Source organism: Variovorax sp. M-6 (assembly GCF_052114385.1).
Lineage (GTDB): Bacteria > Pseudomonadota > Gammaproteobacteria > Burkholderiales > Burkholderiaceae_C > Variovorax.
The window spans coordinates 42953-58604 of sequence record NZ_JBFREQ010000028.1 but is presented as its reverse complement, the minus strand read 5'-3'; the positions used below and the strand labels follow the sequence as shown (position 1 = coordinate 58604).

Annotated in this window: 15 protein-coding genes; all 15 read left to right on the top strand. The window is 66.4% G+C overall.

Annotated features, from left to right (window positions below; all coding sequences use genetic code 11):
- The first annotated feature begins 1 nt into the window (after position 1).
- The 15 genes from AB4Z46_RS26410 (at position 2) to AB4Z46_RS26340 (ending at position 15646) form a co-directional block, all read left to right on the top strand.
- Entirely contained in the window at positions 2–1039 is a 1038-nt protein-coding gene (locus AB4Z46_RS26410) for an L-idonate 5-dehydrogenase (protein ID WP_442286516.1), read from the top strand.
- A 264-nt stretch (positions 1040–1303) separates the two neighbouring features.
- Positions 1304–2233, top strand: coding sequence for a LysR family transcriptional regulator (locus tag AB4Z46_RS26405; protein ID WP_442286515.1), 930 nt, complete (start codon positions 1304–1306; stop codon positions 2231–2233).
- A gap of 172 nt (positions 2234–2405) precedes the next feature.
- A complete protein-coding gene (locus AB4Z46_RS26400; protein WP_442286514.1) occupies positions 2406–3398 on the top strand; it encodes a Bug family tripartite tricarboxylate transporter substrate binding protein in 993 nt (330 codons plus the stop codon).
- A gap of 5 nt (positions 3399–3403) precedes the next feature.
- On the top strand, positions 3404–3817 hold the full coding sequence (locus AB4Z46_RS26395) for a Zn-ribbon domain-containing OB-fold protein (RefSeq protein WP_442286513.1): 414 nt from the start codon (positions 3404–3406) through the stop codon (positions 3815–3817).
- A complete protein-coding gene (locus tag AB4Z46_RS26390; RefSeq protein ID WP_442286512.1) occupies positions 3814–4965 on the top strand; it encodes a thiolase in 1152 nt (383 codons plus the stop codon). The genes AB4Z46_RS26395 and AB4Z46_RS26390 overlap by 4 nt, the downstream gene beginning before the upstream one ends.
- Before the next feature lie 22 nt (positions 4966–4987).
- Positions 4988–5680 (top strand): 3-oxoacid CoA-transferase subunit A, encoded by a 693-nt coding sequence (locus tag AB4Z46_RS26385; RefSeq protein WP_442286511.1) that lies wholly within the window; start codon positions 4988–4990, stop codon positions 5678–5680.
- Positions 5677–6318, top strand: coding sequence for a 3-oxoacid CoA-transferase subunit B (locus AB4Z46_RS26380; protein WP_442286510.1), 642 nt, complete (start codon positions 5677–5679; stop codon positions 6316–6318). The genes AB4Z46_RS26385 and AB4Z46_RS26380 overlap by 4 nt, the downstream gene beginning before the upstream one ends.
- Positions 6319–6332: 14 nt before the next feature.
- Positions 6333–7520, top strand: coding sequence for an acyl-CoA dehydrogenase family protein (locus tag AB4Z46_RS26375; protein WP_442286509.1), 1188 nt, complete (start codon positions 6333–6335; stop codon positions 7518–7520).
- Positions 7521–7567: 47 nt separating this feature from the next.
- Positions 7568–9124 (top strand): acetolactate synthase large subunit, encoded by a 1557-nt coding sequence (locus AB4Z46_RS26370; protein ID WP_442286508.1) that lies wholly within the window; start codon positions 7568–7570, stop codon positions 9122–9124.
- A gap of 40 nt (positions 9125–9164) precedes the next feature.
- The gene (locus AB4Z46_RS26365; protein ID WP_442286507.1) at positions 9165–10319 is read left to right on the top strand and encodes an acyl-CoA dehydrogenase family protein; all 1155 of its coding nucleotides are present in this window, start codon (positions 9165–9167) and stop codon (positions 10317–10319) included.
- 20 nt (positions 10320–10339) lie between these two features.
- Positions 10340–12442 (top strand): 3-hydroxyacyl-CoA dehydrogenase NAD-binding domain-containing protein, encoded by a 2103-nt coding sequence (locus tag AB4Z46_RS26360; protein WP_442286548.1) that lies wholly within the window; start codon positions 10340–10342, stop codon positions 12440–12442.
- Entirely contained in the window at positions 12439–12894 is a 456-nt protein-coding gene (locus AB4Z46_RS26355) for a PaaI family thioesterase (RefSeq protein ID WP_442286506.1), read from the top strand. Before AB4Z46_RS26360 ends, AB4Z46_RS26355 begins: the two co-directional genes overlap by 4 nt.
- Entirely contained in the window at positions 12888–14087 is a 1200-nt protein-coding gene (locus tag AB4Z46_RS26350; RefSeq protein ID WP_442286505.1) for a CaiB/BaiF CoA transferase family protein, read from the top strand. Before AB4Z46_RS26355 ends, AB4Z46_RS26350 begins: the two co-directional genes overlap by 7 nt.
- Positions 14088–14090: 3 nt before the next feature.
- Positions 14091–14876: an enoyl-CoA hydratase gene (locus AB4Z46_RS26345; RefSeq protein ID WP_442286504.1), complete on the top strand. Its 786-nt coding sequence runs from the start codon at positions 14091–14093 to the stop codon at positions 14874–14876.
- On the top strand, positions 14873–15646 hold the full coding sequence (locus tag AB4Z46_RS26340; protein WP_442286503.1) for a class II aldolase/adducin family protein: 774 nt from the start codon (positions 14873–14875) through the stop codon (positions 15644–15646). The genes AB4Z46_RS26345 and AB4Z46_RS26340 overlap by 4 nt, the downstream gene beginning before the upstream one ends.
- Positions 15647–15652: the final 6 nt, after the last annotated feature.

Sequence of the window (15652 nt, the reverse complement as noted above, 5' to 3'; positions counted from 1 at the left end):
CATGCAAGCACTTGTCATTCACGCACCGGGCGACCTGCGGGTCGAAGAGATCGAAACCGCCGCGCTCGGCCCCGGCCAGCTGCAGGTGCGGGTGCGCTGCGGCGGCATCTGCGGCTCCGACCTGCACTACTACCAGCATGGCGGCTTCGGCACCGTGCGCATCCAGCAGCCGATGGTGCTGGGCCACGAGGTGGCCGGCGTGATCGAGGCGGTGGGCGACGGCGTCGCCGGCTTCCAGCCCGGCGAGCGCATCGCGATCAGCCCGAGCCGGCCCTGCGGCCTGTGCCGCTTCTGCCAGCAGGGTCTGCAGAACCATTGCCTGGACATGCGCTACTACGGCAGCGCGATGCGCAACCCGCACGTGCAGGGTGCCTTCCGCCAGCAGATCGTGGTCGAGACGCACCAGGCCTACAAGCTGGCGGATTCGATCAGCGACGGCGAGGGCTCGATGGCCGAGCCGCTGTCGGTGGCGCTGCACGCGGTGCGCCGCGCCGGCCCGCTGCTCGGCAAGCGCGTACTGATCACGGGTTGCGGGCCGATCGGCGCGCTGGCGATCATCGCCGCACGCCGGGCCGGCGCGGCCCACATCGTGGCCACCGATGTCGGCGCACTCACGCTCGACAAGGCCTTGAAGGTCGGGGCCGACGAGGTGATCAACGTCGCCGAGGAGCCCGATGGCCTCAAGCGGTTCTCGGCCGACAAGGGCAGCTTCGACGTGCTGCTGGAGGCCAGCGGCAACCCGCGTGCGCTGGTCGGCGCCTTCGACGCGCTGCGCCCGCGCGGCATCATCGTGCAGCTGGGCCTGGCCGGCGGCGAGGTCCAGTTGCCGATCAACACCATCGTCGCCAAGGAGTTCGACCTGCGTGGCGCTTTCCGCTTTCACGAGGAGTTCGCGGTGGCCGTGGAGCTGCTCAACAAGGGGCTGGTCGACGTCAAGCCGCTGATCTCGGCCACGCTCTCGTACCGCGATTCGGCGCGCGCCTTCGCGCTGGCGGCCGATCGCTCGCAGGCGATGAAAGTGCTGCTGAACTTCGATTGATGGGCGCATCTAGCTGGCCGACTGTCTGAGGTTCCCCTCGCGCCAGGTTCGACAACGAACGCGGCATGAAATGACACAGCTGCGGCGGTTCCCGTCGATCGCGCAGGAACCTCCTGACCCACCCTTCTCGATGGCATAGCTGAAGGCCGCTGGATTTCGATCCTCCGCATCACGCCAGGGACGCGGCAACGAGCAGATCAAGCCGGCCCGCCAGACGCAGGCCCGAGACAAAGGCGCAGACAAGGACGCCAGTTAACATAGCGAATGCGATATGAATTGACGGACCTGCGGCTGTTCATGGCGATTGCGCAGGCGAGAAATCTCTCGTTGGGCGCCGCCCAGGTCCACATCACGGCGTCCTCCGCCAGCTACCGGCTCAAGAATTTCGAACATGCCATGGGAACGCCGATGTTCACCCGGACGGCTCGCGGTATGGAACTGACCTTGGCAGGCGAGGCCGCACTTCGACACGTGCGGGAACTCTTCGAGGGCGTCGAGCGGATGCACGGCGACGTCGGCCGCTACACCGCCGGACTCAAGGGACACGTGAGATTGTCGGCCAACAGCAGCGCCCTCAACGGCTTCGTCACGCAGAGCCTGGGACGCTTCCTGGTGCTCAACCCCGATGTCGACGCCGAGGTCGAAGAACGCCAGAGCGAGACCATCCCGGCGGCCGTTCTGGCGCGAGAGGCCGACATCGGCATCTTCGCCGGACCGACGTCGGCGGAAGGCCTGCTCGTGCATCGGTATGCGCTGGACCGTCTGGTGATCGTGTCGGCACCCGACCATTCCATCGCAGCATTGCCAGAGATCAAGCTGGGGCATGCGCTTGACTTCGATTTCGTCTGCATGAGTCGCTCCAGCAGCAACTTCCTGTTCCTGCGCGACATGGCGCAGAAACTGGGACGGCCTTTGCGAGCGCGCCTCCACGCCCACAGTTTCGATGCGGTCCTGGCGCTCGTGGAGTTGGGCGTGGGCATCGCGCTGGTACCGCGGAGCGTGGTTCTGGCGACGGGACTGTCGAAGGGTCTGTCGATGGTGCCATTGGCAGAGGACTGGAGCCTGAGGGAACTCAAGCTGGTCGTTCGAGAGGACGCGAGGCTGCCGGGCTTCACCCAGGCCTTCATTCAGTTCCTGCTCGATGATCCGCAGGCCGCGTCGACGCGCGATGAAACCCAGCAAACAATAGGGTAAACCCGCGCCGGGTGCTGAGATTCCGCGAATCCGTCGTTCGAATCATTCGGATGGCCTCGAAACATCCCCATCCCTAGACTTCTTCCACTCCTGCTGATCATCGGCGGAGGACGGAAGCCTTGCTGCTGACCGTCTCATCAATCGCCTCCTGCCAGAGGCCGAAGGAGACAGAATGTTCAATTTCTCGTCGCAGCGACGCGCCTGTGTCGCGCTGTGCCTGTTGCCCTCCTTCCTGATTCCGGGCGCCGCGTTCGCACAGTCTCCCGCCTGGCCGACGAAGCCCGTGACGATCGTGGTGGCCTATCCGCCCGGCGGAATGACGGACATCGTCACTCGACTGCTGGCCAAGGAGCTGACGGCGACTTTCAACCAGCCCTTCATCGTCGACAACAAGGCCGGCGCCGCCGGCCAGGTGGGAACCGAATACGTCGCCCATCGCCCGGCCGACGGCTACACGCTGCTGGTGACCGCCACCGGCTATGTGATCGCGCCGTTCACGCGGCCCAAGGTCAACTACGACCCGCTGAAGGACCTGGTGCCGCTGGCAGCGCTCGTGCAGACGCCCAACATGATCGTGGTCAATCCCTCGGTCAAGGCCAGCACCGTCCCGGAATTCCTGGCCTGGGCGCGCAAGGAACCCAGCGTGCCTTATGCCACATCAGGCGCGGGCGGTTCCACCCACTTGGCTGGCGAGCTGCTGCGCAAGGTCAGCGGCGCGCCCTTCGTCCATGTCCCCTACCGCGGCGCTGCGCCTGCCGTGGCCGACACCGTCAGCGGACAGATCCAGGTGGCCGTGCAGGATTCCGTCACGATCGCCACGTTCCTCAACGCGGGAAAGCTCAAGCCCATCGCGGTCACGAGTGCGCAGCGCAGTCCGCTGTTCCCGAACGTGCCGACGCTCAAAGAATCCGGCTTCGCGGACTTCGATGTCTACACCTGGCTCGGGTTGTTCGCGCCGGCCGGTACGCCTCCTGAGGTCCTGCAAAAGATCAATGCCGCGACCGCGAAGATCATGCAATCACCGGAGATGGTCGAGAGTCTCAAGAAGCAATCCAGCGAGCCGATGGCGCCGAGGGATCTTGGGCAGACACGCAAGTTCGTCGAGAGCGAGCTCACGAAATGGCGTGACCTGGTTCGCACGACTGGTGTCAAGGTCGAGGACTAATCCTCATGGCTGGCAATGCGACCGAACCCGGCGTAACGGCGAAGCAAGCCGAAGCGCTCGGCGCCGACGCCCGCTACTTCGGCGCGCTCGCCGAAGGTCGGTTCGAGATTCCGCAGTGCGACACCTGCGGACGCCATCACTTCTTTCCACGGGTGGTCTGCCCGTATTGCGGCTCAGAAGCCCTGAGCTGGGCGGTCCCGAGTGGGCGCGGCACCGTGTATTCGACCACCGTGGTGCGGCGCACCGAAGGCGACTACACCGTCTGCCTCATCGACCTCGCCGAGGGTCCGCGCCTGATGAGCCGCGTCGTCGGGATCACACCCGATGCGGTCCGCATCGGCATGCCCGTCCAGGCACGAATCGACATGCTGGAAGCCGCGCCTCTGCTGGTCTTCACACCGCTGGAGGATCTGGCATGAAACGCGGCGACATCGCCATCCTCGGCACCGGTCTGGCGGGTCTCGGCCATGCGGGTGGACGCACCGAGCAGGAAATCATTGCGCAAGCGGCCAGCCAAGCGGTCACCGGCAGCCAGCTGCGCATGTCTGACATCGACGGGATCATCACCTCGAGCCTGACTTCGCCCTGGTGGGTGATGCGGATGGCCGAATACCTCGGCATCCGGCCTCGCTTCTCGGACAGCACCATGTTCGGCGGCTCCTCCTTCATCGCGGATCTTCGGGTCGCGGCGATGGCCATCGAGGCTGGCGAGTGCGAGAACGTCCTTGTCTGCTACGGCAGCACGCCGCGCAGCATTCCCAGCAGCTCGCAGCAGAACCAGATGCGGGCCGCGCTCGACCCGCAGCCCTACGAGCATCCGTACAAGCCGTTCAATCCGGTGTCCAGCTACGCGCTGGCGGCGRCCCGGCACATGCACGAATTCGGCACCACGCGGCGCCAGCTGGCCGAAGTGGCCGTGGCTGCACGGCAATGGGCTCAGCGCAATCCCGATGCATTCGCCCGCGGTCCGTTGAGCATCGACGACGTACTGGGTGCCAAGATGATCTCGGATCCGCTCACGGTGCGCGACTGCTGCCTGGTGACCGATGGCGCCGGCGCCTTCGTCGTCACTTCGTCCGAACGCGCCAAGTCCCTGCACGCCAAGCCGATCTATGTGCTGGGTTGCGGCCATGCGCACTGGCATCGACAGATCTCGTGCATGGAAGACCTGACCGTGACGCCGGCGCTCGAATCGGGCCGCGTGGCCTATGCGCAGGCGGGGCTGTCGCCCAAAGACATCGACGTGCTCGAGTGCTACGACGCCTTCACCATCAATCCGATCCTGTTTCTCGAGGACCTGGGCTTCTGCAAGAAGGGTGAAGGCGGCGCTTTCGTCGAAGGTGGCCGCGTCGCGCCGGGCGGCAGCTTCCCGATGAACACGAATGGCGGGGGCCTGTCCTGCACGCATCCGGGCATGTACAGCATCTTCCTGGTCATCGAGGCGGTGGCGCAGCTGCGTCGCGAAGCCGGCGATCGCCAGGTGCCCGATGCCGAAGTGGTCATGGTGCACGGCAATGGCGGCGTCTTGTCCAGCCAGGCCACGGCCATCCTTGCGAACGCACTCTGACGCTCGACGTCGCACAATCTTCATGACCGACAAATTCGTTCCAACCGCTGAAGAGGCGGTGGCTGACATCTTCGATGGCGCCACGGTGCTCGTGAGCGGCTTCGGCCTCGCCGGCCAGCCGATCGAACTGCTGAATGCGCTCGCGGCCCAGGGTGCACGCGACCTGACCGTGGTCTGCAACAACAGCGGCAGCGGCGACGAAGGGCTGGCGCGACTGATCCGCCTCGGCCGAGTGCGCCGTCTGATCGCCTCGTTTCCGCGCGGCTCCGAGGCCATGGCCTTCGAAGAGGCCTATGCGCGCAACGCGCTGGAGTACGAATGCGTGCCGCAGGGAACGCTGGCCGAGCGTCTCCACGCGGCGGGCGCAGGTCTCGGTGGCTTCTTTACCCCGACCGGCTATGGCACGGCACTGGCCGAGGGCAAGGAAACCCGGGTCATCGACGGGCGCGGCTATGTGTTCGAGGCGCCGTTGCACGGAGATTTCGCTCTCGTGAAAGCGCAAGCCGCAGACCGCTGGGGCAACCTGGTGTACCGCAAGGCAGGTCGCAACTTCGGGCCGCCCATGTGCACTGCGGCGCGCACGGCCATTGTCCAGGTGGCTCACGCTGTAGCGCTGGGCGAACTGGATCCGGAGCACATCGTGACGCCTTCGATCTTCGTACAGCGCGTGGTCGTGCTGAACAGTGCCTCCATCACCGAAAGGAAGGCCGCATGACGACTCGCCGAACACGCGAACAAATGGCGCAGTGCGTGGCACGCGACATCCCCGATGGCTCGACCGTCAATCTCGGAATCGGCATGCCGGTGCTGGTGCTGCCCTACTGGAATGCCGAGCAGGAAATCATCGTGCACAGCGAGAACGGCATCCTGGGCATGCGCGCGCTGGCGGACGGCGAAGCCGCCGATCCCGACGTCGTGAACGCGGCCAAGCAGCCGGTCGCCCTCGAATCGGGCGGTGCCTACTTTCACCACGCCGACTCCTTCGCGATGATGCGCGGTGGCCACCTCGACTATTGCGTGCTCGGCGGCTACCAGGTCTCCGCCAGCGGTGACCTGGCCAACTGGTCGCTGGGCCAGCCGGGCGTGGCGGCAGCCGTCGGCGGTGCCATGGACCTGGCCGTCGGCGCGAAGCAGGTGTATGTGCTGATGGAGCACCAGACGCGCGAAGGGCAATCGCGGCTGCTGCGCTCTTGCACGCTGCCTCTGACGGGGCTGGGATGCGTGAAGCGCGTCTACACCGACCTCGCGACGCTGGAAGTCGCAGACGGCGTTTTCATCGTTCGGGATATGGTCCCAGGCCTGACGGCGACCCAACTGCAAGCGGCGACCGATGCGCCGCTGCGCTTCCTGTGAAGAAGGCTTCGGACATGAGCATCGACATCGAAACTTTCCGTGCGCAGACGCGCGAATTCCTGCGCCAGTCCCTGCCGGAGGATCTTCGGCAATCGATTCTTCAGCACCGCCGCCTCGGCAAGGACGACTACCTGCGCTGGCACCGCATCCTGGCCGACGCCGGCAAGGTCGCGCCGACCTGGCCGAAGGCGCATGGCGGTCCGGGATGGAGCGTGCTCGAGCGTCACGTCTTCGAGGAAGAATGCGCCATTGCCGGAGCACCCGAGGTGCCGCCCTTCGGCGTCCGGATGATCGGCCCGGTACTCATTCGCTATGGCACTCCGGAACAATGCGCCAGGTACCTGCCGCGCATCCTGCAGGGCGAGGACTGGTGGTGCCAGGGTTACTCGGAGCCGGGGGCGGGCTCCGACCTGGCTTCGCTCAAGACGAAGGCGCAGATCGTCGACGATGGCTTCATCGTCAACGGACAGAAAACCTGGACCACCTACGCCCAGTACGCCGACATGATGTTTTGCCTCGTCAGGACCGATCCTGCCGCCAAGGCGCAGAAGGGCATCTCGTTCCTGCTCATCGACATGCGCTCCCCGGGCGTCACCGTGAGGCCGATCCGCACGCTCGACGGCGACTGCGAGATCAACGAGGTCTTCCTCGACAACGTCAAGGTGCCGCGCGAGAACCTCGTGGGTGACCTGAATGAAGGCTGGACCTGCGCCAAGTACCTTCTTTCGCATGAGCGCACCGGCGCCGCGCGGGTTGGTCGGGCCAAGCGGGAGATGGCTTTCCTCAAGGATATTGCGGCGCAACGGAGGGTGGACGGCCAGCGCCTCATCGACGATCCGTCGGTGGCCGCGGACATCGCAAGGCTCGACGTCGACCTGCTGGCCCTCGAGCAGACCAATTTACGCCTGCTGGGTCGAATGGCCGCGGGTGAAGGTCACGGTGCGGAGGCCTCGGTGCTCAAGCTGATGGGCACCACCGTGGCGCAGGCGATCGTCGAAAAGACGGTCGAATGCGCCGGTGTGCTCGCGCTGCCGTGCCGGGACGGCAGCTATGCCGCGCTGCGGACCGGCGACGTCCTGGCCGACGACGCCTGGGCCGCTCCAGTGGCGGGCTTCCACCTGAACCTGCGCAAGATCTCCATCTACGGAGGCACCGACGAGGTCCAGAAAAACATCATCGCGAAGCTTGCGCTGGGCCTCTAGCCGCAGCGACTGACATCCAGAACGTTTCATCGACAGGGAGATTTCAAATGAATGGTGCCGAGACTCTCGTCCATACGCTCATCGACGGCGATGTCGATGTGTGCTTCACCAACCCCGGCACCTCGGAGATGCACTTCGTGGCGGCCCTCGATCGCATCGAGGGCATGCGCTGCGTGCTGGGCCTGCACGAGACCGTCGTCACCGGCGCGGCCGATGGCTACTACCGTATCGCCGGCAAGCCGGCCGCCACCCTGCTCCACCTCGGACCCGGACTGGCCAACGGCCTGGCGAATCTGCACAACGCGCGCAAGGCCCGCTCCGGCATCGTCAACATCGTCGGCGACCACGCGGTCGAACACCTGAAGCTCGATGCGCCCCTGACTTCGGACATCGATGCGATCGCGGGATCCATGTCCCACTGGGTGCGCAGCACGCCCGGCGTGGGCGAGGTCGCAGCCGATGGCGAGGAAGCGATTCGGCAGGCGAACATGCGCCCCGGACGAATCTCCACGCTCGTGCTGCCCGCCAACGTCGCTTGGACCGAAGTCCCTGGAGGGACGCCCCTGGGCAAGCCGGCGCCCACGACCCCCTCCGGCCCTGCGCTGCATGATTTCGACCGCATCGTGAAGGCAATGCGCGACGACCCGCAGCCGACGCTGCTGCTGCTCGGCGACCAGGCGCTGCGCGCCGCTTCGACCGAGCTGGCCGGACGGATCGCCGCCGCGACCGGGGCCGAAGTCCGCGCCGAGTTCTACTTCGCGCGCCTGGAGCGCGGCGCCGGTCGTCTGGTCATTCCGCGCATCCCGTACGCGATCGACCCCGCCATGGCGCTGCTCCAGCGCTTCAAGCGCATCGTGCTCGTCAACGCGAAGGCGCCGGTCGCGTTCTTCGCCTATCCGGACAAGCCCGGACGGCTGACGGCGCCGGGGTGCGAGTTCTTCACGCTGTCCACCGTCGAGGACGATCCGCGTCTGGCGCTCTCGGCTCTCTGCGAAGCGCTGGGAGCGACCGCTGCCGCACCGGTGGGCATCGCACGAGCACAAGCGCATGCGCCTGTCAGCGGCGCGTTGACCTCCGAGACCATCGGCCGAACGATTGCTGCGACGCTGCCGGAGAACGCGATCGTCGTCGACGAAGCCGTGACCACCGGCTGGGGCTTCGATGGCCTCACCGCTTCGGCCGCCCCGCATGACTGGCTGACCGGTTGCGGCGGTTCCATCGGTTTTGCCTTGCCCACGGCCGTGGGCGCCGCGATCGCAGCGCCTGGGCGGCGTGTGCTGGCCCTGGAAGGCGACGGAAGCGGCATGTACTCGCTGCAGGCGCTCTGGACCATGGCGCGGGAGAACCTCGACGTCACCGTGCTGATCTTCGTGAACCGCGCCTACAGCATCCTCCGGCGCGAACTCGCAGCGGTGGGCGCGGGCGCGCCCGGCGTCCGGGCGACCGACATGCTGTCGTTGGACCGACCGGACCTCGACTGGTGCTGTCTTGCCAAGGGCATGGGCGTCGCTGCGATCCGAGTCGGTGATGCCGAGGCCTTGCACGGCGCGCTCACGAACTCCTACGCGACCTCCGGCCCGACCCTGATCGAGGCCATCCTCTGAACGGAGACATGGGTGCCGCACTCGGCACAGGAACGAACACATGAACCCCCAACAAACAGAACACGACGAAGACCAGCGCAGCCTGGCCGAGGCGATCACCAGCTTTGCCCAGCGGCGCGACCATGCCGCTACGGATCCCTGGCCGGAACTGGCCGCCATGGGCCTTCCCGGCCTTCTCGTTCCCGAGGCGCCGGGCGGCCTCGGGCTCGATGGCGGCAGCATGCATGCGGTCATGCAGAGCCTGGGACGCAACCGCCTCACGACGCCCTTCGCCGTGTCGGCGGTCCTTTGCACCCGGCTGCTTCTCGAGCTCGCAGATGCGGGACAGCAGGCACGTTGGCTGCCAGCGCTCGCATCGGGCGAACACGTGCTGGCATTCGCCCATGGGGAACCGAATGGCGAGCACTTGCCTCGCCATCTGTCGACGCGCGCACGTCACGACCGCGGCGACTGGATCCTGAACGGTCGCAAGACCGTGGTGCCGCATGGAGGCGAATCGACCGCCTGGCTGGTCTCTGCACGCGTGGCGTCGAACGAGACGGCGATCTTCTGGGTGGACGCCGCCGCCACCGGCCTTCGCGTGGAGCGCTACTCCTGCATCGATGGGAGCACCGGCGCCGATCTGTGGTTCGATGAACTGCGACTGCCGACGGACGCGTCCATCGGCTCGCCTGGCATGAACGTGACGACGGCCATCGCCGCGGCGACCGACGCGGCGACCGCAGGGCTGTGTGCCGAATCCGCCGGTCTGCAATCGACGCTGTTCGACATGACGCTGGACTATGTCAAGACGCGGCGCCAGTTCGGCGTGGCCGTGGGCAGCTTTCAGGCCATCCAGCATCGGATGGCCGAAATGCTCGTCGCGGTGGAGCAATCGAAGTCCTTGTCCTGGCTGGCCGCCCGCGGCCTGAACGACGACGCAGCGACCCGGACCCGCTCGGTCGCCGCAGCCAAGGTCCGATGTACCGAAAGCGGTCGCTTCATTGGCCTGCAGAGCATCCACCTGCACGGCGGCATGGGCATGACCGACGAGTTACCCGTCGGCCGATGCGTCAAGCGACTGCTGGCGATCGCCCACAGCTGGGGCGATGCACGCCACCATCTCGGGCGCCTCGTCGACCTCATGCGCACCGCTCCGACCACGACCGCACCAGCGCCTGGCTCGCATTCATTGCCTCTCGCCACCGTGGCCTGACCTTCAAGGATCGACTCCGTATGTCCACACCAACCGTTCACTACAACGAGCAGCAGCGCCTCGCCGTGCTGACCCTCGACAACCCTCCAGTCAACGGCATCGGCAATACCGTGCGTCAAGGCCTCTATTCGGGCATCGAGCGTGCCGTGGCCGATCCCGGCATCGACGCTGTGCTGATCGTCGGCGCGGGACGGCAGTTCTGCGGCGGCGCTGACATCCGCCAGTTCAACACGCCAGCGGCTACAGAGAAGCCGCTGACGCGCGACGTGCTGACCCTGATTGCACGATCCACGAAACCGGTCATCGCCGCCATTCACGGCGTCGCGCTGGGAGGCGGGCTCGAGTTTGCGCTCGGCTGCCACTACCGCGTGGCCTCTCCCGATGCCAAACTTGGGTTGCCTGAAGTGAATCTCGGCCTGATCCCGGGTGGCGGCGGAACGCAGCGGCTGCCGCGCCTGGTCGGCGTGGACGCCGCGCTGGAAATCATTCTCTCGGGTGCACCGATCAAGGCGCCGCGCGCGCACGAGCTGGGGCTCGTCAATGCGGTGATCACGGGCGAGCTGTTGGCTGGCGCCCAGGCGTTCGCCCGCCGCGTCGTCGCCGAGGGTGGCGCACTGCCACTCGTGGCGCAGCGAGCGCTGGAGCCCGCGGGCGTCGACTTCGCCGAGCGGCGCAATGCGGTCCCGGCCCGGGCACGCAACGCTACCGCACAGCGCGCTGCGGTCGATGCGGTCCAGGCATCGACGCAGCTTTCCCTTGAAGATGGCCTCACTCGCGAGCGCGCCCTGTTCGATGAGCTCGTCGCCGGGCCGGATTCGAAGGCCCTTCGCCATCTGTTCTTCGCCGAGCGCGAAGCTCCCAAGCTCTCGGAAACTTCCACCGGCACCGAGCTTCGCGTCGTGCGCAAGGTCGCGGTGCTCGGCGCCGGCACCATGGGCGGTGGCATCGCGATGGCGTTCGCCAATGCGGGCATCCCGGTCGTGCTGCTCGAACGCGAACAGGGCGCCATCGATCGCGGCCTCGACCTGGTGCGCCGCAACTACGGCGTCACCGTCGCCAAGGGAAAGTTGAGCGAGGCCGCTATGGCGGGCCGCATGGCGCTGATCGAGCCCGCGCTCGATTTCGCCGCCCTTCATGACGTCGACTTGGTGATCGAGGCCGTCTTCGAAGACATGGCGGTGAAGAAGGAGGTGTTCGCGCGCCTGGATGCGCACTGCAAGCCCGGCGCGATTCTCGCCACCAACACCTCGCGCCTTTCGATCGACGAGATCGCGCTGTCCACCTCCCGGCCGCAGGATGTGATCGGGCTGCATTTCTTCAGCCCTGCCAACGTCATGCGGCTGCTCGAGGTCGTGCGAGGCGAACGCACGTCGTCTGCCGTGATTGCGGCCTGCATGAAGATGGCACAGGACATCGGCAAGATCCCCGTGCTCGTTCGCGTGTGCGAAGGCTTCGTCGGCAACCGGATGTTGACGGGCTACTGGCGCGAAGCCGGCTTCCTGCTGGAGGAAGGTGCATCTCCCCAACAGGTCGACCGCGCAATGAGTGGTTTCGGCATGGCCATGGGCCCGCTCGCAATGGCTGACCTGGCCGGCATGGACATCAATTGGGCGACGCGCAAGCGCCTCGCGCCGACCCGCCCCGCTCACCTGCGCTATTCCAAGGTGGCCGACCGCATCTGCGAGGCGGGTCGCTACGGACAGAAGACGTCGGCGGGCTACTACCGCTACGAGCCAGGCAGCCGGACGCCGATCCCCGACCCGTTGGTCGACGAGATCATCGCATCGTGTGCCGCGGAGGCGGGCATCGCGCGCCATCCGGTGCGAGACGAAGACATCGTCGAACGCTGCGTCCTGGCGCTCGTGAACGAAGGCGTGCGAATCCTCGATGAAGGCGTGGCGCAGCGCGCCAGCGACATCGACGTGGTCTACGTTCACGGCTATGGGTTCCCGGCGGCACGCGGCGGCCCGATGTTCTGGGCCGAAACCCTCGGCCTCGCGCAAACACTCGAACGAATCCGGGCCCTGCAAGCCACGCACGGGGCGCACTGGACACCGGCGCCCGGCCTTGTCGAGCGCGTGGAGCGAGGCCTCCAGCGCTTCGACGCGCGAGTCGAACGATGACCGGCGCTTCCGTCGATCCGCGGGTGCCAACGGGTTTCAGTCCGTACCCGCCTGTGAGCGCCTTCATGGCGCTGCTGGGCCCGATGCACGCCAGAGAAGATGCGGACGGCCAGTTGAGGGTCGGTCTTCATCTGCGCCCCGCCCACATGAACCACCAGGATGCCGCGCACGGTGGCTTCGTGGCCACGCTCGCGGACAACGCATTGGGGGTCAATGTGGCAAGACGCTCGGGAAAGCGCGTGGCCACGGCCAATCTGTCGGTCGACTACATCGCTCGCGCGAGCGTGGGCGAGTGGGTGGAAGTCGTCACACGCATCGACAAGATCGGCGGTCGCCTGGTGTTCGCGGAATGCAGCGGCCATGTGGACGACCGCGTCATCTTCAAGGCCCGCGGCATCTTCGCGGTCCTGCCCGAGCGGCCCGAGGCCCGAAAAGGAGAGTCCGAATGCTGAACCAGTCGCTGCAGGGCATCAAGGTGCTCGACCTCTCGAGAATTCTCGCCGGCCCGTGGTGCACGCAGAACCTCGCCGACCTCGGCGCCGAGGTGACCAAGATCGAGCACCCGCGCGGCGGCGACGACACCCGGGGATGGGGACCGCCCTACGTGGAGTCCGCCGACGGCGAGCGGCTGTCGGCCTACTTCATCTGCTGCAACCGCGGCAAGACCTCGGTCGCGATCGACTTCGCACAACCCGAAGGCCGCGCGGCCCTCAAGGCCATGATCCGCGACGCCGACGTGCTGGTGGAGAACTACAAGGCCGGCTCGCTGGCACGGCAAGGCCTGGACTACGCCAGCCTGCGGGAGCTGAACCCTCGCCTGGTCTATGTGTCGATCACCGGCTTCGGACAAAGCGGCCCAATGGCTTCCAAGCCCGGCTACGACTATGTGTTCCAGGGCATGGGCGGCCTGATGAGCTACACAGGTCAACCTGATGGCATGCCAGGCGCGGGGCCACTTCGCACCGGCGTCGCCGTGGTCGACCTCAGCACCGGGATGTATGCGACCTCGGCCGTTCTCGCAGCGCTGTTCCAGCGCGAACGCACGGGACAAGGCCAGTACATCGACATCGCGCTGCTCGACGTTGCCGTGGCCCTCAATGCCAACCAGGCCGCCAACTACCTGGCGTCGGGTCGCAACCCGCAACGCAGCGGCAATGCCCATCCCAACTGCGCGCCGTACGAGGTGTTTGCGTGCGCGGACGGCCACCTGATCCTGGCCATCGGGAACGACTCGCAGTTTCGCCGATTCTGCGAAGTGGCGGAACAACCCGCACTCGCCGACGACGCACGCTTCATGACGAACTCAGCGCGGATCGAGAACCTGCCGGCCTTGCGCGCGCTGCTCACGGACCTGTTTCCGAAGCGCAGCCGTTCGAGTTGGTCCACGGCCTTCGATACGGCCGGCGTGCCTTGGGGCCCCATCAACACCATGGAAGAGGTGTTTTCCGATGCCCAGGTGCAGCATCGCCGCATCGTGCAAACGCTGGACCATCCCGAGTTCGGTGCTTTGCGAACCGTGCGCAATCCGATGCTCTGGAATTGCGTGGACCAACTCGGCGCAGTCGGCGCGCCGCCATCGTTGCCGCAGCCGGCTTCGCCAATGACCCCGAATCTCGAACATGGCGCCTCCGGCCCTCAGGACTGAATCATGAATCTCGATCTGCCACACGCCCGTGTCGAACTCGACGCGCTCGGCGTGGCCACACTCACCATCAGCAACGCCGGCTCGCTGAATATTCTCGGCACGCCAGTGATCGATGACATTCGCAAGGCGTTCGAGGCCCTCGCTGTCGACGAGTCCGTCCGTGTGGTGGTCTTGCGCGGCACCGGCGACAAGGCCTTTGTCGCCGGCGCCGACATCAAGGAGATGGGCGCGCTCGATCGTGCTTCCGCGCGGCGCTTCATCGACGGCCTGCGCCGCCTTTGCGAGGCCGTTCGGCAGTGCCCGACGCCGGTCATCGCGCGGATTCCCGGGTGGACGCTTGGGGGAGGCCTCGAACTCGCACTCGCCTGCGACCTCCGGATCGCTGCCGACTCTGCATTCCTTGGAATGCCTGAAGTGGCGGTCGGCATTCCCTCGATCATCCATGCGGCACTGCTTCCGCGCCTGATCGGGGAGGCGCGCGCCGGCTGGATGCTTCTGACCGGCGAGAACATCGACTGCGCGAAGGCGAAGGAATGGGGCCTGGTCGACACCATGGTTCCTCTGGGCGCGCTCGATGCAGAGGTAGCGCGCATGGCCGCCCGGCTCGCTGGCCATGGACCCCAGGTGATGCGCCAGCAGAAGCGCCTTCTGCGCCAATGGCAACAACAGCCGCTGGACACCGCGATCCTCGAGGGCGTGGAGGAGTTCGCGAAGGCCTTCGATACCGGGGAGCCCCAGCGCTTCATGGCGAAATTCGCACAACGCAAGGAAAAAGGAGCACACCAATGAAGATCCCCTCGCTCAAGGAAGTCGTCAGCGCGGACGAATGGGCCGTTCGCGTGGACCTGGCCGCGTGCTACCGGTTGGTGGCTCTGCATGGCTGGAGCGACATGATCGCCACCCACATCAGCGCCCGCGCCCCTCAAGCGCTGGGTGCCGCGCACGCGCATCAGTTCCTCATCAACCCGTACGGCCTGATGTTCGAGGAGATCACGGCTTCGTCGCTCGTCAAGATCGACGTCGACGGCCACAAGCTGAGCGATTCACCCTTCGACGTGAACAGGGCCGGCTTCGTCATTCACTCGGCCGTGCACATGGGCAGGGAGGACGTCGCCTGCGTGATTCACACCCACACGCGCTCGGGCGTTGCCGTGAGCGCGCAACGGTGCGGCCTGTTGCCGATCTCGCAGCAAGCCACCCTCGTTCTGGGGTCGCTCGGCTACCACGACTATGAGGGCCTCGCCGTGCACGAGGACGAGCAGGTGCGCCTGCAACGCGACCTCGGACCTCACGATCATTTGATGCTGCGCAATCACGGCCTACTGACTGTCGGCGCCACCGTGGCCGATGCGTTCAAACGCATGTACACGCTGGAGTCTGCCTGCCAGATCCAAGTCACAGCACAAGCCGGCGGTGAGCTGATCATGGTCGCGCCGCAGGTGCTGGCCGGTGTCAACGATGCATTGGCGCGGATGCAGGGGCAGACCAGCCTGGGCCGCCTGGCCTGGCCGGCCTTGCTGCGCAAACTCGACCGGGTGAATCCAGGCTACGACACTTGAACCAGG